Raw genomic sequence first — 20,747 nt, 5'->3', positions numbered from 1 at the left:
GTTCGGCGCGGCGGATGCCATCCGCCCGCCGCCGTGCAGTGAGATGAGGAGTCAGCATGTCGCAAGAGCCCCGTTTCGGCCGCATGATACCGGCCATGGTTACCCCGTTCGACGAGAACCGCGAGCTCGACGTGGACAAGGTCCAGGCTCTCGCCGCGCGCCTCGTGGACGGCGGCAGCGACTCGCTCATCATCAACGGCACGACGGGGGAGAGCCCGACCGTGTTCTATCCGCAGAAGATCGACCTGTTCCGCGCCGTGGTGGAGGCGGTGGGCGACCGCGTGCCCGTCATCGCGAACGTGGGCGACAACTGCACGGCCGACACGGTGGACTTCGCGCGCGAGGTGGCGGAGCTTGGCGTCGACGGCTTCATGTGCGTGGTGCCGTACTACAACAAGCCCCCGCAAGAAGGTATCTACCAGCACTTCCGCACCATCGCGAACGCGGTGGAGCTGCCCATCATCCTGTACAACATCCCGGGCCGCTGCGTGGTTAACATGGAGGCCGAGACCACGCTGCGCCTGGCGCACGAGTGCGCCAACGTCGTGGCCGTCAAGGAGGCTTCGGGGAAGCTGGACCAGGTGAAGGCCATCGTCGAAGACGCGCCGGAAGGCTTCGCCGTGTACTCGGGCGACGACGCCGCCACCTACGACATCATGAGGCTGGGAGGCGCCGGCGTCATCTCCACCATCGGCAACGTGGCGCCCGGGCGCATGAAGGAGATCGTGGACTTGTGCGCGGCAGGCGACTGGGAGGCGGCTGCGGCCGCGAACGAGGCGCTCATGCCGCTCATGAAGGGCCTGTTCGAAACGTCGAACCCCATCCTCGTGAAGGAGGCGCTCAAGCTCTTGGGCTTCCCGGTGGGAGGCGTGCGCCTTCCTCTGGTGGACGCCACCCCCGAGCAGTCCGAGCGCCTGGCCGCCATCATGAGGGAAGTCGGCGTGCTGGACGCGTAAGGCGCGTCCGAAACTGACAACGCAAGGTTGCGTCGCCCCGGGGCGACGCTGCAAGACAAACCGCGACGAGCGGGCGCGCCTCCTATCGGAGCGCCCTGCCCGCAGGATCGCCCGAACGGGCGGCTGCGGCGGTAGCGGAGCCGAGGCGAAGCCGGGAATCCCGGCTCTTCGTCTATGCGCACCCGATCGCGCAAGACCGGAAAGACAAGGTACTTATGGAACAGCAGAACAACCAGCGCTCCGAGCGCCGTTCGCAGGAGCAGTCCCGCAACGGCCGCGGCGGGGGCAACGGCAACGGCGCCAAGGGAGCCGCGCGCGGCGCCGAGAAGAAGACGCGCTCCTACAAGCACGTGCAGCTCGAGCATCGCCGTCCCCAGCTTTCTAAGGCGGGGCAGGGCCAGCAGAAGCAGGGCGGCCAGCAGAATGCGCGCCGCGCCAACTTCAACTCGCCGAAGAAGGACCCGAACGCCACGCTCAAGATCATCCCGCTCGGCGGCCTCGACGCCATCGGCAAGAACATGACCGTGTTCGAGTGCAAGGGCGACATGATCCTGGACGACGCGGGCCTCATGTTCCCCGACGACGATCATCCGGGCATCGACCTCATCCTGCCCGACTACACCTACGTGCTGGAGAACGCCGACAAGCTGCGCGGCATCATCATCACGCACGGCCACGAGGACCACACCGGCACGCTGCCGTACCTCATGAAGGACCTCGACCGCCAAGTGCCCATCTACGGCACGAAGATGACGCTCGGCCTCATCGAGGGCAAGTTCGCCGAGCACAAGATCAAGAACGCCAAGCTCATCGAGATCAAGCCGGGCGACCAGGTGAAGCTCGGCTGCTTCACGGCCGAGTTCTTCGCCGTGAACCACTCCATCCCGGGCGCCGTGGGCGTGTTCTTCCAGAGCCCGGCCGGGAACGTGCTGCATACGGGCGACTTCAAGCTGGACCAGACGCCCATCGACGGCGTGACCACCGACTTCGGCGCGCTTGCGAAGTTCTCCAAGGCGGGCGTCGACCTTATGATGAGCGACTCCACGAACGCCCAGAACCCCAGCTTCACGCCCTCGGAGGCCGAGGTGGGCAAGGAGCTGCGCAAGATCATCTCCCAAGCGCGCGGCCGCGTCATCATCGCCTCGTTCGCCAGCCACATCCACCGCATGCAGCAGATCTGCGACGCCGCGCGCGACAACGGCCGCAAGGTCGTGGTCACGGGCCGCTCCATGATCCAGAACACCGATATCGCGCGCCGCCTGGGCTACCTGAACATCCCCGACGAGGACATCGTGGACGCCTACGACCTCAAGGGCATCCCGCCCGAGCAGGTGGTCATCATGTGCACGGGCAGCCAGGGCGAGCCGCTCTCGGCGCTGGCCCGCATCGCGAACGGCGAGCACAAGACCATCGACCTGGAGCAGGGCGACACCGTCATCATCTCGGCCACGCCGGTGCCCGGCAACGAGAAGGCCGTCACCCGCGTCATCAACTCGCTGGCGAAGATAGGCGCCGACGTCTACGACAAGAAGCGCGCCATGGTGCACGTGTCCGGCCACGCCGGCGCCGAGGAGCTGAAGCTGGTGCTGTCCATCGTGCAGCCGAACGCGTTCATGCCCGTGCACGGCGAGGCCACGCACCTGCGCGCCCATGCCAAGCTGGCCGAGGCGACAGGAGTGCCCGCCGAGAACGTGTTCATCTGCGAGAACGGCGAGGGCCTGGAGCTTTCGAGCAGGGGCGTGAAGCGCGGCGAGACCGTGCAAAGCGGCATCGTGTTCGTGGACGGCCTGTCGGTGGGCGACACGTCGCAGGACGTGCTCGACGAGCGCAACGCGCTCGGCTCGCAGGGCTTCGCCTCGGTGGCGGCCGCCATCTCGTCCAAGCGCAAGGACGTGGTGGGCGAGGTGCAGGTGGAGATGCACGGCATCACGGGAGGCGACGACGACTACCTCGTGCGCGAGGCGCGCACCACGGTGAAGAACGCCCTCAAGCGCCAGCTGGGCAAGGGAGGCGGCCAGAAGGAGCTCAAGAAGGCCGCCCGCGACGCGCTGCTCTCGCTTCTGTGGGAGCGCACGAAGCAGCGCCCCATGGCCATCGTGAACTTGCTGGAAGTTTAGGCTATAATGGCCGCATGCGTCCGCGCGCATGCGGCTCTCCGGCCGCGCAACCGAACCAGAAACGCACTCTAAACGCAGCAAAAGGAGCTGGGCCGTGGCCCGTCAGTCAGCACCCGCATCGAACAAGTCGAAACCGTCCCCCGGCGCCAAGCCGAAGGGCAAGGCGGCCTCGCCCGCCGAGAAGAGCGCCCGCAAGGGCGGCGGCAAGGCCGCGAAGGCCGCCCCTGCCCCAGACGGGCATCTCATCGACGATCGCACGCGCCGCGACATCACGGGCGTCGCGTTCGCCGTGGCGGCCGTCGTGCTGTTCGTGGCAGCCGTCATGCCCACGAATGCCGTGGTCACGTCGTTCGTCTCGACGGCACTGCACCTGACGCTCGGCCTGGGCGCCTACCTGCTGCCGTTCTTCCTGCTCGTCATCGGCGCGAGCTTCCTCATTCGCTTCGACCGCGAGCGCGTTCCGGCGCGCGTGTCGGTGGGCCTCGTTATGATACTGGCCGCCGTGCTCGTGCTGCTGGCGCTGTTCACGCCGCTGGTTCCCGGCGAGGAGGGGGCGCCGGCGGCGCTCTTCGACCCCGTGCAGCTCTCCGCACGCGGCGGTTACGTGGGCGCCGGCGTCGCCTGGGTGGGCTTTACGCTGTTCGGGCAGGTCATTTCGTGCATCATCATGTTCGGCGTCATGGCGGCCGGATTCGTGGTCATCGGTTTCTCGCTCTCGAAGCTCATCGAGCGCGTGCAGGACAGGCGCGCCGAGGCCGAGGGGGATGGGGACGTGCTGGGAGCACCGGCCTACGCCCGCGTGAAGAAGGCCGGGGAGGCGGGCGGCTTCGTGCCGCTCACGGCAGGAGAGGGCGCCGCGCCCACGAGCGTGCTGCCACGTGCCAGGAAGGGGCGCCGGGGCGAAGGCGCCGCGGCCGGCGAGGAGGCGAAGGGCAAGCCGAAGCATCCCTCGTCCTCGCTCGACACGCAGGTCATCGGCGGGCGGCGCGCGCCCTTCGACGCGCCCGACGCCGTGGAGCAGCCCCTGACGCGCAAGCTCGGCCGCGCGCGGGCCGCAGCCGACGCCGAGAAGAAGGCCTCCTCTCCCAAGGCGCCGTCCTCCTCGGCCACGCCGCTTGCCACCCCCCGCCCGGCGGACGGCTTCGAGCTGCCCCCCTTCGACATCCTGGCCACCAGCACGTCTGCCAAGAAGGACAAGGCCACCGACGCCGAGCTGACCGAGACGGCGGCCTGCCTCCAGGAGACGCTCGAGAGCTTCGCCATCATGGCCGAGGTCGTGGGCTGGGTGGCCGGCCCCACGGTGACGCTCTTCAAGGTGGACCTGCCCGCCGGCGTGCGCGTGAGCCGCATCACGGCACTCGAGCAGGACATCGCGCTCGCGCTCGCCGCGCCCGGCGTGCGCATCTTCGCGCCCATCCCCGGTACGAATTACGTGGGCATCGAGGTGCCCAACCGCACGCGCCAGACCGTGCTCTTGGGCGACGTGCTGAAGGACGCCCCGGCCGGCCCCTTGCAGGTGGCCATCGGCAAGGACGTGGAGGGGCGCTCCATCGTGTCGGACCTGGCCAAGATGCCCCACCTGCTCATCGGCGGCACCACGGGCTCCGGCAAGTCGGTGTCCGTGAACGCCATGATCATGTCCATCCTCATGCGCGCCACGCCCGCCGAGGTGCGCTTCATCATGATCGACCCGAAGCGCGTGGAGTTCACGCCCTACAACGGCATCCCGCACCTCTACGTGCCGGTGGTCACCGAGGCCCGCGAGGCGGCGAGCGCCCTGTCGTGGGGCGTGGCGGAGATGGAGCGGCGCCTGAAGGTGTTCTCGAAGGTGGGCGCCCGCAACATCGGCCAGTACAACGCCAAGGTGCAGGCCGAGCAGGCCGCCATCGAGAAGGCCGTGGAGGAGGGCAAGGAGCCGCCGTCCGCGGAGCTGGGCGACGAGCTGCCCTACATCGTCATCATCATCGACGAGCTGGCCGACCTCATGATGAACGTGGGCAAGGAGGTTGAGTTCTCCATCAGCCGCATCGCGCAGCTCGCGCGCGCGGCCGGCATCCACCTCATCGTGGCCACCCAGCGCCCGTCCACGAACGTGGTCACGGGCCTTATCAAGGCGAACATCACGAACCGCATCGCGTTCAACGTGGCCAGCGGCATCGACAGCCGCGTCGTGCTCGACACGCCGGGCGCCGAGCGCCTCATCGGCCTGGGCGATCTCCTGCTGTCGAAGCCCGAATACGCCAAGCCCCAGCGCATCCAGGGCTGCTACGTGTCCGAAGACGAGATCAACGCCGTGGTGGAGCTGCTCAAGGCGCAGGGCGAGCCCGAGTACCACTCGGAGATCCTCCAGACGAACCTCATCACGCTGGGCGCGTCGCAGCCGGACGGCAGCGGCGGCTCGTGCACCTCGGACGACCCCCTTGTGTGGGAGGCGGCCGAGATCGTGGTGTCGAGCGGCCTCGGCTCGACGTCGAACATACAGCGGCGCCTGAAAGTTGGCTATTCGCGCGCCGGGCGTATAATGGACATGCTCGAGGAAAAGGGCGTCGTGGGGCCGCCGAACGGCAGCAAGCCCCGTGAGGTCCTGGTGGACGCCATGGAGTTGGAAACGTTGAAGGCGTTCGAGGCGCAGGACTCATGCGAGGAGTAGCGACGTGGCACAGGTGACATTCGGAACGGTTTTGCAGGAAGCCCGCGAACGGAAGGGCATGGATCTGTCCACGGCGGCCCGGCGCCTGCGCATCAGGCCCGATATCCTGCGATCCATCGAGGAAGACGACTTCGCGCGCATGCCCCCACGCGGCTACACGCGCAACATGGTGAACGCCTACGCGCGCCTTCTAGGGCTTAACCCCACCGAGATCACCCGCATGTACCTGGACGAGGCCTACGCCTACCAGGTGGGCCGCGCGCGATCGGATGTACGGCCGAGCGGCTTCGACATGGGCGGCACATCGCGCACGAAGCGCTCCGGCGCCGCGCGTCCGGTCCCGCCCGAGGAGCCCGAGGAGCGGGTGCCGCGCCAGAACGCGTTCGGGCGCACGCTCTACGACGATCGCACCGCCTACACGCGCTCCGACTACGGCCGCAGTGCGGCTCCGGCAGCCGGGGGGCGCGTCTACTCCGAGGGCCGCACGCACACGAGCCGCCATTCGGCGCTGCCGAACGGCCAGTACACGAACTTCTACGCGGGGCCCAAGGCCCCGAGCGGGGTGCAGTCGAAGCTCCCGTTCCTCATTGCGGGAGCGGTTATCCTCGTGGTGCTGGTCGTCGTGCTCGTGTTCGCGTTCGGGGGCAAGGGCGGCGGCGAGGAGGACCTGCCGACCGTGCCCGTGACGGGCATCGACGACACCACCCAGGGCGAGGGGGACGAGGGCTCCCAGGAACCCGTCGCGCCGCCTGCGCCGGTGGCGCCCACGAGCGCCAAGGTCGTGTACGAGGTGGCGTCGGGGGAGTCGGTGTACATGGACATCTACGAGGACGGAAACATCACCTCGGGCGGCACCGTCGACGGACCTGCCAAGAAGGAGTTCGACGTCACCGGCACGTTCAAGATCGTCACTTCGAACCCTGGCGGCGTGACCGTCACCGTAGACGGGACGAAGCTCGAGTCGACGGGCGACGAGAGCACCGGCATCTATTCCTTCAGCGTGGACTTCCCGGCCATCCTCGAGCAGTGGAAGGCCGACCATCCGACCGCCGGCACGGCGGGAACAGCCGGCACAGCGGGAACGGGCTCGTCCGGCTCTGGCACGACGGACGGCGCGAGCACGCCGGCCGCCTAGCCCTTCGTCGGCTGATCGCCTACGTGCATGTTCGGGCTGCCTCCCTGACTCGGCTGGCCGAGGACGCGCGTTCGATGCCGGCCGCCCCGGCGCATCCGGCCAGCCTCCGAGGTTGCCGCGCGCCCGGGACGGCCATTTTTGCGCGCATGCTCTCGGCCGCTGTTGGAGAAGAACGCCTCGGCCCCTCCCTTCGCACCTTGCGAAACTCGCCGGCTGGTAAAGAAAAAGCCGCTCGCCGTCCCTTTTCCTTCGCACCCTTAGGCTCGCTGACGAAGAAGAGCCGTCTCGTCCCGTTCCCTTCGAGCTCTGTGTAACTCGCCTGCAATCACGGCGCGGGCGGGACGAAATGCGGTATGCTGGTCGGAAACGAAAAAACGAGACGGCCCGCGCGCTTGGCGGGCCGATGAGGAAGGGAGCACCCATGGCGAAAGAGTGCAGCTTCGACGTCGTGTCCACGGTGGACATGCAGGAGGTCGACAACGCGTTCCAGCAGGCGAAGAAGGAGCTCGCGCAGCGCTACGACCTGAAGGATTCCGGCGCGGAGATCACGCTCGACAAGGCGAACAAGGCCATCACGGTGGCCGCCCCGGCGGAGTTCGTGGCCAAGCAGGTCATCGACGTCATCGCCTCGAAGCTCGTGAAGCGCGGCATCGATTTGGGCGCCGTGAAGTGGGGCGAGGTGCAGCCGGCGGCCGGGCAGAGCGTGCGCCAGACGGCCAACGTCGTCGAGGGCATCGACAAGGACACGGCCGGCAAGATCAACAAGGACATCAAGGCCACGAAGCTCAAGGTGAAGGTGCAGATCGAGGGCGACAAGCTGCGCGTGTCGAGCACCTCCCGCGACACGCTCCAGGAGGTTATCGCCTTCCTGAAGGGCCAGGACTACGGCCAGCCGCTCCAGTACGTCAACTACCGCTAGGCCGCGCGGTGGGCAACGAGAGGGCGCGCGGGGGCGAGGGCCGGAAGTCCGTGGCGTTCGTCACGCTGGGATGCGCCAAGAACGAGGTGGACACCGAGCACATGCGCGCCCGGGCGACCGGGGCAGGCTACGCGCTGACGGACGACCCCGAGACGGCCGACGCCATCGTGGTGAACACGTGCTCGTTCATACAGGCGGCCACCGAGGAGAGCCTCGAGGCGATCTTCGAGGCGGCCGACCTGCCGAACGTGCGTGACGGCGGGGCCGCGCTCGTCGTGGCCGGCTGCATGCCGGCGCGCTACGGCGAGGATCTCAAGGCCGAGCTGACCGAGGCGGGCGCCTTCGTGCCCTGCTCGCGCGAGGACGACATCGCGCTCGTGCTGGCCGGCGTCATCGGCGAGGCGTCGCCCGGGGCGGAGAGCCTGGAGGACGCGGGCGCCGGGGCGGAGGAGCGCGGCCCTGTGTCGGCCTACGTGAAGATATCGGACGGCTGCGACCGTTTCTGCTCGTACTGCACCATCCCGTACATCCGCGGACGCTATCGCAGCTTCCCGCTCGACGACGTGCGTTCCGAGGTGGCGGCCAAGGTGGCGGCCGGCGTGCGCGAGATCGTGCTCATCGCCCAGGACACGGGCCGCTGGGGCGCGGACTTCGAGGAGCCCTCGACGCTGGCCGCGCTCGTGGGCACGCTGGCCGAGGAGCATCCCGGCACGTGGTTCCGCGTCATGTACCTGCAACCCGAGGGGCTGACCGACGAGTACCTCGAGGCCGTGGCGGCACATGCCAACGTGTGCGACTACTTCGACATCCCATTGCAGCACGTTGACGCGGGGATCCTGCGCGCCATGAACCGCACAGGGTCGCGCGACGAGTTCGAGGCGCTGCTCGCGCGCGTGCGTCGCCGCATCCCGGACGCCACGCTGCGCACGACGCTCATCGCGGGGTTCCCCGGCGAGACGGACGACCAGTTCGAGGATCTCTGCGCTTTCGCGGAGGATGCCGGCTTCGACTACGTGGGCGTGTTCCCCTACTCGCGCGAGGAGGGCACGCGCGCGTTCGACCTGCCAGGCCAGGTGGACGATGACGAGAAAGCCGACCGGGCCCAGCGCCTGCGCGACGTGGCGGACGCCGTGTGCGCGCCGCGCGTTGCCGAGCGTATCGGCCGCGAGCTCGATGTGCTCGTGGAGGGCCGCGAGGAGGACGGGCAGCTGTTCGGCCGCGCCATGTGCCAGGCTCCCGAGGTCGACGGCGTCACCTACCTCGAGGCCGGCGAGGTGGGGCAGGTCGTGCGCGTGACGATAGGGGACACGCTGCTCTACGAGATGGAAGGGGCGTGATCCAGGCCCATGGCCCCAACCGACCAGGCGAGGCCGGCTTCGACCGACAAGCTGTGGACGCCCGCCAACATCGTCACGCTCGCGCGCATCTGCCTCGTGCCGGTGTTCGTGGTCGTGCTCATCAGCCCGTGGCCGCAGTGGCTGGGGCTGCCGCAGGTGGCCGACGATGCGAAGAGCCTCATCGCGGCCGGCATCTTCATCCTCATATCGTGCACCGACTGGCTCGACGGCTACCTGGCCCGCAGCCGCGGCGAGGTCACGGACTTCGGCAAGTTCATGGACCCGCTGGCCGACAAGATACTCGTGGCCGCGGCGCTGCTCGCGCTCATCGAGCTGGGGTCGCTGCCCAGCTGGGTCGCGCTCGTCATCCTGGCGCGCGAGTTCATCGTGTCGGGCGTGCGCATGGTGGCCGCCAGCGAGGGCGTGGTCATCGCGGCCAGCTGGTACGGCAAGTTCAAGACCGTGTTCCAGATGGTCGCCATCGTGCTGTTCTGCGTGAAGGACTCCTACATGGTGGGCAGCCTGAACGCGGCTTTCAACGACTGGCTGTGGGTGCTGAGCTGGGGCGTGATGATCGTCGCGCTCGTGCTGACCGTGGTGTCCATGCTCGACTACATCGCGAAGGCGCGCCATCTCATAGGGTTCGGGCGCAAGCCCAAGGACGCGCCTGCGGGCGACTCCGGGAACGGCGCGCCGGCCGACGGGCCAGTTCCCTTGGAGGGCGCGGCCGTTGCGGGCGCGGCAGGGAAGTCCCGGCCGATCACGGATGCCGAGGCGGCCTCCATCGAGCCCGAGGCGCTCGACGCCCTGGCGCGCAGGGTGCTCGGGTCCGCACGGCGGGCCGGGGTGCGGCTCGGCACGGCCGAGAGCCTCACCGGGGGCCTGATAGCCGCCGTGCTCACCGGCGTGCCGGGCAGCTCGGAGACGGTGCGCGGCGGCGTGGTGAGCTACGTGGACGACGTGAAGCACGAGGTTCTGGGCGTGCCGCGCGAGACGCTCGAGCGGCACGGCGCGGTGAGCGCGGAAACGGCGCGCGCCATGGCCCAGGGCGCGCGGCGCGATCTGGATGCCGACGTGGCGGTATCCGTCACGGGCATAGCCGGGCCGGGCGGGGCCGAGCCGGGGAAGCCGGTGGGCACGGTGTGGATCGGGCTGGCCGATGCGGAGGGCGCCGAGGCGCGCCTGCACGAGTTCCCGGGTGATCGCGGCCAGGTGCGCCTGCTGACCGTGCGCGCCGCGCTGGAGCGGCTGGAAGAGGCCTTGGAGGGCGCTGGCAAATGATGCTCCGCGCCGCTGCGGGCCTCGTTGCATTTCCGCTGGACTCGCACTGGAAACGGGCAAGGTCCGCACGGTGAGCGGGCAAGGTTCCTGCAAGGTCTGCACGGTCGCCGCGCGTGGTCCGCGCAAGGTTTCGGCGGCTCCCCGACGGCTTTTCTCCGGTTGCCGTGCAAGGTTGCGGCAGTATGCTTTTCCAGCAGCGAATCGGGCTGCACGTCTTGACAGACAAACAAATGTACGCATAATAGAGGAATGACGAAAAGCCGCTACGCCGGGGGAAGAAGGACCATGAACGACGAAAAAGCGAAGATGCTCAAGCTCACGACCGACCAGATCGAGTCGAAGTTCGGGCAGGGATCCATCATGAAGCTCGGCGAGGACGGCAAGGAGCTCAACATCGGCGTGATCCCCACGGGCGCGCTGCCGCTCGATGCCGCGCTCGGTATCGGCGGCGTGCCGCGGGGCCGCATCATCGAGGTGTACGGCCCCGAGTCGAGCGGCAAGACCACGCTCGCGCTGCAGATCCTCGCGGAGGCGCAGGCCATGGGCGGCATCGTGGCGTTCATCGATGCCGAGCACGCGCTCGACCCGGTGTACGCGGCGCGCCTGGGCGTGGATATCGACGAGGTGCTCATCTCCCAGCCCGACACCGGCGAGCAGGCCCTCGAGATCTGCGACATGCTCGTGCGCTCCGGCGCCATCGACGCGGTGGTCGTGGACTCCGTGGCCGCGCTCGTGCCCCGTGCCGAGATCGAGGGGGAGATCGGCGACACCACGGTAGGCCTGCAGGCGCGCCTCATGTCGCAGGCCCTGCGCAAGCTGGCGGGCTCGCTCTCCAAGTCGAACACCACCTGCATCTTCATCAACCAGCTGCGCGAGAAGATCGGCGTCATGTTCGGCAACCCCGAGACCACCACGGGCGGCCGCGCCCTCAAGTTCTTCTCCAGCGTGCGCATCGACATCCGCCGTATCGACTCCATCAAGAAGGACGGCGAGATCACGGGCAACCGCGTGCGCGCCAAGGTTGTGAAGAACAAGGTGGCGCCGCCGTTCAAGCAGGCCGAGTTCGACCTCATGTACGGAGAGGGCATCTCGCGAGAAGGCTGCATCGTCGACATGGCGGTGGAGGCCGGCGTGGCCAAGAAGAGCGGCGCGTGGTACACCTACGGCGAGGAACGCCTGGGCCAGGGCCGCGAGGCGGCGAAGCAGACGCTCAAGGAGAATCCCGACCTGCGCGAGGAGATTGAGCTCAAGGTACGCGAGGCCTTCGAGATCCCCGTTATCACCCGCACCGCCGACGAGGCCGACGCGCTGTCTCCCGTGGCGAAGCCTGCCAAAAAGAAGTAGCATGTCCGACGCCGAGGTGAAGGCGCGCCTGCGTGCCCAGATAGCCGCCATCGAGGGATCGTCGCCCGCCTGCAAGGACAGCGCCTCCCACGGGGCCGTCGGCCCCTATCGGGAGGCGGAGGTCTCCGAGGGGTTCTGCACCCCCGATGAGGGCGCCGGGGCTTTCCGCAGGGCTTCCCGCTCTTCCTGCACGGGTGTCCGAGCCCTTCGCGATGCAGCCGACTGCCTTGGCCGCTTGGTGCCTGGGTTCTCGCAGGAGGGTGACGGCCTGGGCGCCGCAGCCGGCAGCCCCGCAGACTCGAGCGGGGGCCGTGTCCCGCTGGCGGCGCGAACCGGAGCCTCCGCTGCCGACGAAGCCGAGCGCGCCTTCCGCAAGATCGAGCGCCTCGCCCTCGCGCGCGAGCAAGCCTCGGCCGCGCTGCGGGCGCGCCTCGCGCGCGAGGGCTTCGCGCCCGAGGCGGCGGACGCCGCGGTGGACCGCGCTCTCTCCTGCGGGCTCGTTGACGACGCCCGCTATGCCGAGGTGCTGGTGCGCAGCCGCCTGTCCCAGGGCCGCGGGGCCCAGGGGATCGCGGCCGAGCTCGACGCCCTGGGCATCGACGCGTCCGTCGTGCCCGGTTGGCCCGAAGAGTTCGCCGTCGACCACGAGAGCGAGGTGGAGCGCGCGCTCGCCCTGCTCGACCGCAAGCCTCCCCGCGCGAAGAACAGGCGCGACGCCGCGTTCCGCCGCCTTGTCCAGAAGGGCTTCGGGGCGTCGGTGGCTTCCACCGCCGCCCGTGTTTGGAGCGAGGGGGAGGAGTGCCAGTAGCGACGGCATCGCTTGCGCTTTCACACTTGACATCATAAGGAATACCTTATAATATTAAGTCTAATCTTATACGGAGGATCGATGGGCTGGCATGTTGATATCGACTTGATCAAGCCTTGGCTCGATACCCAAGATCTCGTCACGGTTTCCTGCATAGAAGCTGCGATCGAGGAACTTGAACGGAAGGGCCCGAGTCTCGGCAGGCCGCTGGTTGATCACATCAAGGACTCCGAGTTTTGCAATATGAAGGAGCTCCGTCCTGCATCGCCCGGGAGATCGGAAGTCCGCATTTTGTTTGCCTTCGATCCGAAAAGACATGCGATCATGCTTTTCGCCGGCGACAAATCGTCCGGAGGGAGAAGCCGCGAGAAATGGAACGGATGGTACCGATCGGCCATTCCCTTGGCGGAAAAACGCTATCGCGAGCATCTAGGACGATTGGAGTGAACGATGGACATTCACGAGTATGCTATCAAGCGCGGTGTCACCCAGGAAATGCGCGATCAAGCTCGCCGTGCTACGCAGGCTAAGGTCGATGCGTACGACCTTAGCCAGGCGCGCAAGGAGCGCGATCTGACTCAAAGTGAGGTAGCAGCCAAGATGGGCGTCTCCCAATGCCGCGTATCGGAGCTCGAGGCCGGTCGGCTCGCCACGATGCGCGTCGATACACTGTCGCGCTACATTTCGAGCCTTGGTGGTAAGCTCGTTATCAGCGCTGAATGGCCCGACAAGACCATCCCTTTGACCATCTAAAATCCCAAAATCCGACACTGCAGTGATGATTGCCTGCATTGTGCGCATGCAGCGCGGTACGCAGAGCTCAAAACCGCCCACCGACCTCGTTTTCCGCTATTTTTCTGACAGGACTTCACCAAATGGGGAACAAGCCTTATCATGTGGTATAGCTTGAGTGAGACGTACCCGATAGGGTATTTCATATAGATACAATTCCATATGATCGCCCCCGTATTGCGTGCTCTTCGCTCATGCCCGGTTCGTGGAACCGGCCTTTTTATGTAAACCGAGCAATGTGAACAACGCATATCAGAAACCAAAACGAAAGGGGGAGGCATGCCCGAGATCATCTGGCTGCTCATCGGTGCCGTGATAGGCATCGCCCTCGGCTTCGTCGGTGCCCGCTTCCTGGCCAGCTCGTCCGCGAAACGTGCGGCGCAAGAGGCCGAGACCGTGGTTGCCGACGCGAAACGACAAGCCGAAACACTGCGTCGCGAGGCCATCGTCGAAGCCAAGGACGAGGTCCTGAAGCTGAAGCAGGAGGCCCAGGCCGAGAACAAGGAGCGCATGCGCGAGGTGCGCGCCGCGGAGAACCGCGTGTCGCAGCGCGAGGAGTCGCTCGATCGCCGCGTGGAGTCGCTCGACGCCCGCGAGCATCAGATATCGTCCCAGCAGGGCCAGCTCGACCGTCGCGAGCGCGACCTCGAGGAAGCTGCCCGGGAGATCGACCGCCGCCTGGAGCGCGTGGCCGGCATGACGCCGGAGGAGGCGAAAGCCGAGCTGCTCGACACCCTCAAGGACGAGGTCGTGCACGAGTCCGCCGCCATCATCCGCGACTCCGAGGCCCGCACGAAGGCCGAGGCCGACAAGAAGGCCCGCTCCATCCTGAGCCTGGCCATCCAGCGCGTGGCGGCCGACCACTCCGCCGAGAACACGGTGAGCGCCATCCATATCCCGTCGGATGACCTCAAGGGCCGCATCATCGGGCGCGAGGGCCGCAACATCCGCTCGTTCGAGCAGCTCACCGGCACGAACCTCATCATCGACGACACCCCGGAGTGCGTGACCATCTCGTGCTTCGACCCGGTGCGCCGCGAGATAGGCCGCGTGACCATGGAGAACCTCGTGGCCGACGGGCGCATCCATCCGGCGCGCATCGAGGAGATGTTCGGCAAGGCCGAGGCGTTCGTGAACCAGCGCGTGCAGGAGGCGGGCGAGCAGGCCGCCTTCGACACCGGTATCCACGACCTGCATCCCGAGCTCGTGCGCACGCTCGGCCGCCTGCGCTACCGCACCTCCTACGGCCAGAACGTGCTGAACCACTCGCTCGAGGTGGCCTACCTCTCGGGCGTTATGGCTGCGGAGCTGGGGCTCGACCCCATCCCGGCCAAGCGCGCAGGGCTCTTGCACGACCTGGGCAAGGCCGTCGACCACGAGGTCGAGGGCAGCCATGCCGTCATCGGCGCCGACCTGGCGCGCCGCTTCGGCGAGAAGCAGGACATCGTCCATGCCATCGAGGCGCACCACAACGACGTGGAGCCCTCGAGCGTGCTCGCCGTGCTCGTGCAGGCCGCCGACGCCGTGTCGGCCGCCCGCCCCGGAGCCCGCAAGGAGACGCTCGACGCCTACATCAAGCGCCTCGAGAAGCTCGAGGAGATCGCGAACTCCTACAAGGGCGTGGAGCGCACCTACGCTATCCAGGCCGGTCGCGAAGTGCGCGTGATGGTGGAGCCCGAGGTGGTGGACGAGGCCGCCACGACCGTGCTCGCCCACGACATCGCGCACCGCATAGAGAACGAGATGCAGTACCCCGGCCAGGTGAAGGTTGTGGTCATCCGCGAGAGCCGCGCGGTCGGCGTCGCGAAGTAAGGCGACCCCGGCATGGCCGACGGCTCGCTGGAAGCCTTCATAGAGAACGTCAGCGGCGACAGCCATCTCCGGGTCGAGGCAGACCTCGGGGATGGTTTCGTCCGTTTGAGGAGCGCGGAGGCCGAGCGGCGGCAAGCCGCCCACGACATCCGCTCCACGGAGGACATCGTCATCGAGATGCTGCGCAACGCGCGCGACGCCCATGCCAAGAGCGTGTTCGCGGCCGTGTCCCGCGAGGGCGGCCGCCGGCGCATCGTCATGGTGGACGACGGCGACGGCGTTCCGCCCGCTCTGCACGAGCGGGTGTTCGAGCCGCGCGTCACCTCCAAGCTCGATACCATGCACTTGGACAAGTGGGGCGTGCACGGCCGCGGCATGGCCCTGTACTCCATCGCCGTGAACGCCGAGACGGCGCGCATAGCCGCCTCGGATGCAGGTCTGGGTTCCTCGTTCATCGTGGAGACAGACCTGGCACGCGTGGGGGAGAAGGCCGACCAGTCCAGCTTTCCCGTCTTCGAGCGCACCGACGCGGGGACCGTGGCCGTGCGGGGGCCGAAGAACATTCTGCGCACCGTGTGCGAGTTCGCTCTCGAGTGCCGCCGCGACTGCACCGTCTACCTGGGCTCCGTGACCGACGTCGTGGCCACGCTCTACGCGTTCGGCCTCTCGTCGCTCACGGCGGCATCGCGTGCGTTTGGGCATGCCGACGAGCTGCCCGTGTGCAAGCGCCTGGCCCTCGCCGCAGACCCGGCGGAGCTCGCGGGCATAGCCGGGTCGCTGGGGCTCGCCCTGTCCGAGCGTTCGGCGCGCCGCGTGCTGGACGGCGAGATAGCGCCGCTGTCCCCTCTGCTCGACCGCGTGCGCATCGGCAACGACGCTCCCGAGCCTGCAGCCCCGCGCACCGCAGCCCCGTCCGCCTCCGAAGACGCGCGGGGTCTCAAGCTGGCCCGCGAGGATCTGGACGACTTCGCGGGCCAGGTGGCCGCCGCGTACCGCGACGTCGCGCAACGCTACTACTTGGAGCCCGACGTGCAGCCCGAGGTGCGCGTGGGCAAGGACGGCATCCGCATCCATATCCCCGTGAGCAAGCTCCGCTAAGTTCCACATAAGCTGCGCCGCCTGGTCGGCGAACGGCCATATCCGCAGGTTGCACGCCATACCATTAATAGCTAGAATAACGGTACCGTGAAAAAGCGGCGCGCGGGCGCCGCACGCATATTGAACGCACGCCAAACGCACGAGCAACGTACTCAAACGACGAAGGATATGCATGACCGCACCCGAGCACAAGCCGGACATCGGCTGCCTGAAGGTTTCATCGAAATCGTCGCCCGCTTCCGTGGCCGGAGCCATCGCCGGCATGGTGAAGGACGGCGTCGGCGTGGAGATACAGGCCGTCGGGGCCGGAGCGGTGAACCAAGCCGTGAAGGCCATCGCCATCTCGCGCGGTTTCCTGTCGCCCGTGGGCATCGAGATCGCCTGCGTGCCCTCCTTTGCGGACATCGTTATCGACGGCGAGTACCGCACGGCCATTCGCTTCGCAGTCGAACCGCGCTACACGCGCGGCGTCTCCATGCCCGCTGCCGGCGGGGAAGCGGAAGCCGCCCCGTCCGCCCCTGCGCACTGAGGATCGCCATGCACACGCATACCCCGTTCACGAACCTCGCGTTCTGCATCCGCACGTTCGGCTGCCAGATGAACAAGCACGATTCCGAGCGCGTCGCCGGCATGCTCGAAGGCCTGGGCGCGCTGCCCGTCGATGCCATCGAGGATGCCGACCTCGTTGTGTTCATGACGTGCTGCGTGCGCGAAGCCGCCGACACGCGCCTCTACGGTCAGGTGGCCTCGCTCAAGAACACTCCGCTGCGCGCCGGCACCCCCCTGTCCAAGCGCGTCGTGGCCGTGGGCGGCTGCATCGGGCAGCGCGACGGGCAGAAGCTCGTCGATGAGCTGCCGCACCTGGACGTGGTGTTCGGCACGCACAACCTGGGCTCGCTTCCGCGACTGCTGGAAGAGGCGCTCGACGAGGGGGGCCATCACGTGGAGGTGCTCGACGCCGGCTCGTCGTTTGCCTCGGAGCTGCCGACGGCGCGCGAGCACGCGTGGGCCGCTTGGCTTCCCATCGCGCAGGGTTGCAACAACTTCTGCTCGTACTGCATCGTGCCCTACGTGCGCGGCCGAGAGAAGTCGCGCCCGCTCGAGGATATCGTAGCCGAGGCGGAGGGCTACGTGGCCGCCGGCGTGAAGGAGATCACCCTTCTGGGCCAGAACGTGAACTCCTACGGCCGCGACCTGTACGGCTCGCCCCGCTTCGCGGCCGTGCTCGATGCGCTCGACGCCACGGGCATCGAGCGCCTGCGCTTCGCGACGAGCCATCCGAAGGACCTCACCGACGAGGTCATCGGCAGGTTCGGCACGCTGCGCTCGCTCATGCCGGCGCTGCACCTGCCCGTGCAGTCCGGCTCCGATGCCGTGCTCGCCGCCATGAACCGCCGCTACACGCGCGCCCATTACCTGGAGCTCGTGCGCAAGCTGCGCGAGGCGCTGCCGGAGATCGCGCTCTCCACCGACATCATCGTGGGGTTCCCCGGCGAGACGGCGAAGGACTTCGAGGACACGTACCGCCTTGTGGACGAGGTGGGCTACCACCAGGTGTTCACGTTCATCTACTCCAAGCGCGAGGGCACGCCTGCCGCCTCGGTCGACGATCCCACGCCGCGCGACGTGATCCAGGGGCGGTTCGACCGTCTGGTCGATCTCGTGCAGAAGCGGGCCTTCGAGGCGAACCAGGTCGACCTGGGGAGCACGGTCGACGTGCTGGTGGAGGGCGCTTCCAAGCGCGATGCGGGCCTGCTCGCGGGCAAGAGCCCGAAGAACCAGACCGTGCATGCGCCGCTGCCCGAAGGCGCCTCGATCGAGGAGCTGGCCGGTACCACGGTGCGCGTGCGCATCGACGAGGCGAAGACGTGGTACCTGGCAGGCGAGGTGGCGGGCGGTGCCGTGCCGCCCGCGGAGGCGGCGGATGGGCGCTGACCCCGTCGTCTGCATCGTCGGCCCCACAGCCTCGGGCAAGTCCGCCCTTGCGCAGGCCGTCGCCCTCGCGCTCGATGGCGAGGTGGTGAGCGCCGATTCCATGCAGGTGTACCGCGGCATGGACATCGGCACGGGCAAGCTCGCCCCCGACGAGCGGCTTGTGCCCCACCACGGCCTCGATCTCGCCGACCCCGGCGAGCCGTACTCGGCGGCCCTCTTCCAGGAATACGCCCGCGCCTGCTTCGAGGACATCGCCGCGCGCGGGAGGCGCGCCGTGCTGTGCGGCGGCACCGGCCTGTACGTGCGCGCGGCCATCGACGCCTACGAGTTCCCGAAGGGGGAGCAAACGGGCAATCCTGTGCGCGAGTATTACAACCGCCTTGCCGGCGAGCAAGGCGCCGACGCCCTGTGGGAGCTGCTGCGCGAGCGCGATCCCGCGAGCGCCGCCATCGTGCCCGCCGCCGACGTCAAGCGCGTCGTGCGCGCCTTCGAGCTGTTGGAGGACGGCACAAGCCTGGCCGAGCAGCGCGCGAAGCTGGCGAGCATCCCACAGCTGGTGCCGGCATGCTTCATAGGGCTGTCCGTGGATCCGGCGGCGCTCAACGCGCGCATCGACGCGCGCGTCGACGCCATGTTCGACGCCGGGCTCGTGGACGAGGTGGCGCGTTTACTGCAGAGCGGATTCCGGGACGGCATCACGGCTCCCCAGGCTATCGGGTACAAGGAGGTCGTCGCCGCCCTCGAGGGGGAGACGACGATGGAGGAAGCTGCGTCGTGCATCAAGACGGCCACGCACCGCTACGCGAAGCGGCAGCGCACTTGGTTCCGCAAGGACCGGCGCATCCGCTGGATAGATGCAACCGACCCTGACCCCGCGGCCCAGGCAGCCGAGGCGCTTTCCTTGGTGGGAGGCGTCGTTGCCTGAGCGTTTCCGCAGCAGGGCGAGCTTGTAGTATGATACGGTTCTGCAGGCCGACCCTGCCGAGCCTTCAAGATCGGAGCACCTATCATGCAGACAGCACACGCGTTTCTCTAGCGGTTGCGACCGCGCCCGACTGTCTCCGCACGCCGCCATCCGCGCCGGCGTGTCCCTTCTTGCTTCGAAAGGTTGGCTCCATGTCTGAATTTGAATCCGTAATCACGCGGGGCGCGATCCCCGTTTCCGAAGAGCGCCGCGAGAAGGCCGTGCTGGTGGGCGTCGACCGCCCCGGCGCCTCCTGGCCGCTGGCCTCGTCGCTTGCCGAGCTCGAGCGTCTCGTGGACACGGCGGGCGCCGACGTTGCGGCCGTCACCACGCAAAAGCTCGACGCGCCGAACCCGCGCACGTTCGTCGGCTCGGGCAAGGCCGAGGAGGTTGCCGAGCTGGCACGCGCCCACGCGGCCGATCTCGTGGTGTTCGACGACGAGCTCACGCCCTCGCAGCAGTCGAACCTCGAGAAGGTAGTCGGCAAGGAAGTGAAGGTCATCGACCGCACGGCGCTCATCCTCGACATCTTCGCGCTGCATGCCACCAGCAAGGAGGGCCGCCTGCAGGTGCGGCTCGCCCAGAACGAGTACCTGCTGCCGCGTTTGCGCGGCATGTGGGCCCACTTGGCCTCGAACCGCATGGGCGGCGGCGTGGGCTCGCGCTTCGGCGAGGGCGAGAGCCAGCTCGAGGTCGACCGTCGCATGGTGCGCAAGCGCATCACGTCCATCAAGCGCGAGCTCAAGCACCTGGCCGAGGTACGCGCCATCCAGCGCGAGAGCCGCTACGAGAGCGGCATGTTCAAAGTGGCGCTGGCCGGTTACACGAACGCCGGAAAGTCGAGCCTGCTCAACCGCTTGACGAACGCGGACGTGCTGGCCTACGACAAGCTGTTCGCCACGCTGGACTCCACTACGCGCAAGTTCGAGCTGCCCGAAGGGCGCGAGATCACCGTCACCGACACGGTCGGGTTCATCCAGAAGCTGCCGACCACGCTCATCGAGGCGTTCAAGTCCACGCTCGACGAGATCACGGGAGCCGATCTCGTGCTGCATGTGGTGGATGCGTCGTCGGACGAGTACGAGGCGCAGATCGCTGCGGTGGAGGACGTGCTCGGGCAGATCGAAGCTCAAGACTTGCTTCGCGTGCTCGTATTCAACAAATGCGACCTGCTCGACAAGGAACATTTCGATGCTCTCAAGGCGCGTCATCCACAGGCCCAATTCGTATCGGCGGCAACAGGGGAGGGCATAAGCGAGCTTGTCGGGCATATCGCCCGTGTCGCCTCGGCGCAGGACGAGCATCTCGCCATAGTGATTCCCTACAACCGGGGAGATCTCGTCTCCCTCGCGCACGAGCGTTGCCATATCCTGTCGGAAAAGCACGAGGAGGACGGTACGCACCTCGTCATGTTGGCTGCTCCGTCCTTTGCCGGCCTGTTTCGCCCCTACGTGGCGGAGAAGGACCGTTAGGCACGTCCCTTTCAGAAAGCTGCAAACTACTTGGTTAGAGTAACTCTAACCAAGTAGTTTGCGACCGGATGACGCGATCTCGGATCACCGGTCGGTCTCGGGACGAACGAGCGCCCCTCATCCCAAG

17 protein-coding genes are annotated in these 20,747 nt (G+C 67.7%); all 17 read left to right on the top strand.

The window, feature by feature from the left end:
• The first annotated feature begins 56 nt into the window (after positions 1-56).
• The 17 genes from dapA (at position 57) to hflX (ending at position 20,620) form a co-directional block, all read left to right on the top strand.
• Entirely contained in the window at positions 57-956 is a 900-nt protein-coding gene (gene dapA / locus BN3560_RS00285) for a 4-hydroxy-tetrahydrodipicolinate synthase (RefSeq protein ID WP_087189751.1), read from the top strand.
• Positions 957-1,171: 215 nt separating this feature from the next.
• Complete coding sequence (locus BN3560_RS00280) at positions 1,172-3,073, top strand: ribonuclease J (protein WP_096226535.1); 1,902 nt, start codon at positions 1,172-1,174, stop codon at positions 3,071-3,073.
• A gap of 94 nt (positions 3,074-3,167) precedes the next feature.
• Positions 3,168-5,723 (top strand): FtsK/SpoIIIE family DNA translocase, encoded by a 2,556-nt coding sequence (locus BN3560_RS00275; protein ID WP_096226534.1) that lies wholly within the window; start codon positions 3,168-3,170, stop codon positions 5,721-5,723.
• Between the two features lie 4 nt (positions 5,724-5,727).
• The gene (locus BN3560_RS00270; RefSeq protein WP_231897318.1) at positions 5,728-6,858 is read left to right on the top strand and encodes a helix-turn-helix domain-containing protein; all 1,131 of its coding nucleotides are present in this window, start codon (positions 5,728-5,730) and stop codon (positions 6,856-6,858) included.
• A 421-nt stretch (positions 6,859-7,279) separates the two neighbouring features.
• Entirely contained in the window at positions 7,280-7,777 is a 498-nt protein-coding gene (locus BN3560_RS00265) for a YajQ family cyclic di-GMP-binding protein (RefSeq protein WP_096226533.1), read from the top strand.
• Between the two features lie 8 nt (positions 7,778-7,785).
• Positions 7,786-9,114, top strand: coding sequence for a 30S ribosomal protein S12 methylthiotransferase RimO (gene rimO / locus BN3560_RS00260; RefSeq protein ID WP_096226532.1), 1,329 nt, complete (start codon positions 7,786-7,788; stop codon positions 9,112-9,114).
• Between the two features lie 9 nt (positions 9,115-9,123).
• Positions 9,124-10,395: a CDP-diacylglycerol--glycerol-3-phosphate 3-phosphatidyltransferase gene (gene pgsA, locus BN3560_RS00255; RefSeq protein WP_096226531.1), complete on the top strand. Its 1,272-nt coding sequence runs from the start codon at positions 9,124-9,126 to the stop codon at positions 10,393-10,395.
• Between the two features lie 285 nt (positions 10,396-10,680).
• Entirely contained in the window at positions 10,681-11,739 is a 1,059-nt protein-coding gene (recA, locus tag BN3560_RS00250; RefSeq protein ID WP_087189757.1) for a recombinase RecA, read from the top strand.
• Position 11,740: 1 nt separating this feature from the next.
• Entirely contained in the window at positions 11,741-12,547 is an 807-nt protein-coding gene (locus tag BN3560_RS00245; RefSeq protein ID WP_096226530.1) for a regulatory protein RecX, read from the top strand.
• An 81-nt stretch (positions 12,548-12,628) separates the two neighbouring features.
• A complete protein-coding gene (locus BN3560_RS00240; RefSeq protein ID WP_096226529.1) occupies positions 12,629-12,994 on the top strand; it encodes a type II toxin-antitoxin system RelE/ParE family toxin in 366 nt (121 codons plus the stop codon).
• A 3-nt stretch (positions 12,995-12,997) separates the two neighbouring features.
• A complete protein-coding gene (locus BN3560_RS00235; protein ID WP_096226528.1) occupies positions 12,998-13,300 on the top strand; it encodes an XRE family transcriptional regulator in 303 nt (100 codons plus the stop codon).
• A gap of 318 nt (positions 13,301-13,618) precedes the next feature.
• Positions 13,619-15,151, top strand: coding sequence for a ribonuclease Y (gene rny, locus BN3560_RS00230; protein ID WP_096226527.1), 1,533 nt, complete (start codon positions 13,619-13,621; stop codon positions 15,149-15,151).
• A 12-nt stretch (positions 15,152-15,163) separates the two neighbouring features.
• Complete coding sequence (locus BN3560_RS00225; protein ID WP_096226526.1) at positions 15,164-16,249, top strand: ATP-binding protein; 1,086 nt, start codon at positions 15,164-15,166, stop codon at positions 16,247-16,249.
• A 172-nt stretch (positions 16,250-16,421) separates the two neighbouring features.
• Positions 16,422-16,778 (top strand): stage V sporulation protein S, encoded by a 357-nt coding sequence (locus BN3560_RS00220; protein ID WP_087189761.1) that lies wholly within the window; start codon positions 16,422-16,424, stop codon positions 16,776-16,778.
• An 8-nt stretch (positions 16,779-16,786) separates the two neighbouring features.
• The gene (gene miaB / locus BN3560_RS00215; RefSeq protein ID WP_087189762.1) at positions 16,787-18,184 is read left to right on the top strand and encodes a tRNA (N6-isopentenyl adenosine(37)-C2)-methylthiotransferase MiaB; all 1,398 of its coding nucleotides are present in this window, start codon (positions 16,787-16,789) and stop codon (positions 18,182-18,184) included.
• The gene (gene miaA / locus BN3560_RS00210) at positions 18,174-19,109 is read left to right on the top strand and encodes a tRNA (adenosine(37)-N6)-dimethylallyltransferase MiaA (protein ID WP_096226525.1); all 936 of its coding nucleotides are present in this window, start codon (positions 18,174-18,176) and stop codon (positions 19,107-19,109) included. Before miaB ends, miaA begins: the two co-directional genes overlap by 11 nt.
• 191 nt (positions 19,110-19,300) lie before the next feature.
• Positions 19,301-20,620, top strand: a complete 1,320-nt coding sequence (gene hflX / locus BN3560_RS00205; protein ID WP_096226524.1) for a GTPase HflX — start codon at positions 19,301-19,303, stop codon at positions 20,618-20,620.
• Positions 20,621-20,747: the final 127 nt, after the last annotated feature.

Source organism: Gordonibacter urolithinfaciens (assembly GCF_900199375.1).
Classification (GTDB): Bacteria; Actinomycetota; Coriobacteriia; order Coriobacteriales; family Eggerthellaceae; genus Gordonibacter; species Gordonibacter urolithinfaciens.
This window is presented reverse-complemented; position numbering and strand designations above follow the sequence as displayed.

Excerpts from the sequence above, each read along its gene's own strand:
- BN3560_RS00245 (WP_096226530.1), top strand. The coding sequence starts at position 11,741 with ATGTCCGACGCCGAGGTGAAGGCGCGCCTGCGTGCCCAGATAGCCGCC.
- BN3560_RS00240 (WP_096226529.1), top strand. The coding sequence starts at position 12,629 with ATGGGCTGGCATGTTGATATCGACTTGATCAAGCCTTGGCTCGATACC.
- BN3560_RS00265 (WP_096226533.1), top strand. The coding sequence starts at position 7,280 with ATGGCGAAAGAGTGCAGCTTCGACGTCGTGTCCACGGTGGACATGCAG.
- BN3560_RS00225 (WP_096226526.1), top strand. The coding sequence starts at position 15,164 with ATGGCCGACGGCTCGCTGGAAGCCTTCATAGAGAACGTCAGCGGCGAC.
- miaB (WP_087189762.1), top strand. The coding sequence starts at position 16,787 with ATGCACACGCATACCCCGTTCACGAACCTCGCGTTCTGCATCCGCACG.
- dapA (WP_087189751.1), top strand. The coding sequence starts at position 57 with ATGTCGCAAGAGCCCCGTTTCGGCCGCATGATACCGGCCATGGTTACC.
- hflX (WP_096226524.1), top strand. The coding sequence starts at position 19,301 with ATGTCTGAATTTGAATCCGTAATCACGCGGGGCGCGATCCCCGTTTCC.
- BN3560_RS00235 (WP_096226528.1), top strand. The coding sequence starts at position 12,998 with ATGGACATTCACGAGTATGCTATCAAGCGCGGTGTCACCCAGGAAATG.
- BN3560_RS00220 (WP_087189761.1), top strand. The coding sequence starts at position 16,422 with ATGACCGCACCCGAGCACAAGCCGGACATCGGCTGCCTGAAGGTTTCA.
- pgsA (WP_096226531.1), top strand. The coding sequence starts at position 9,124 with ATGGCCCCAACCGACCAGGCGAGGCCGGCTTCGACCGACAAGCTGTGG.
- miaA (WP_096226525.1), top strand. The coding sequence starts at position 18,174 with ATGGGCGCTGACCCCGTCGTCTGCATCGTCGGCCCCACAGCCTCGGGC.
- BN3560_RS00280 (WP_096226535.1), top strand. The coding sequence starts at position 1,172 with ATGGAACAGCAGAACAACCAGCGCTCCGAGCGCCGTTCGCAGGAGCAG.
- recA (WP_087189757.1), top strand. The coding sequence starts at position 10,681 with ATGAACGACGAAAAAGCGAAGATGCTCAAGCTCACGACCGACCAGATC.
- rny (WP_096226527.1), top strand. The coding sequence starts at position 13,619 with ATGCCCGAGATCATCTGGCTGCTCATCGGTGCCGTGATAGGCATCGCC.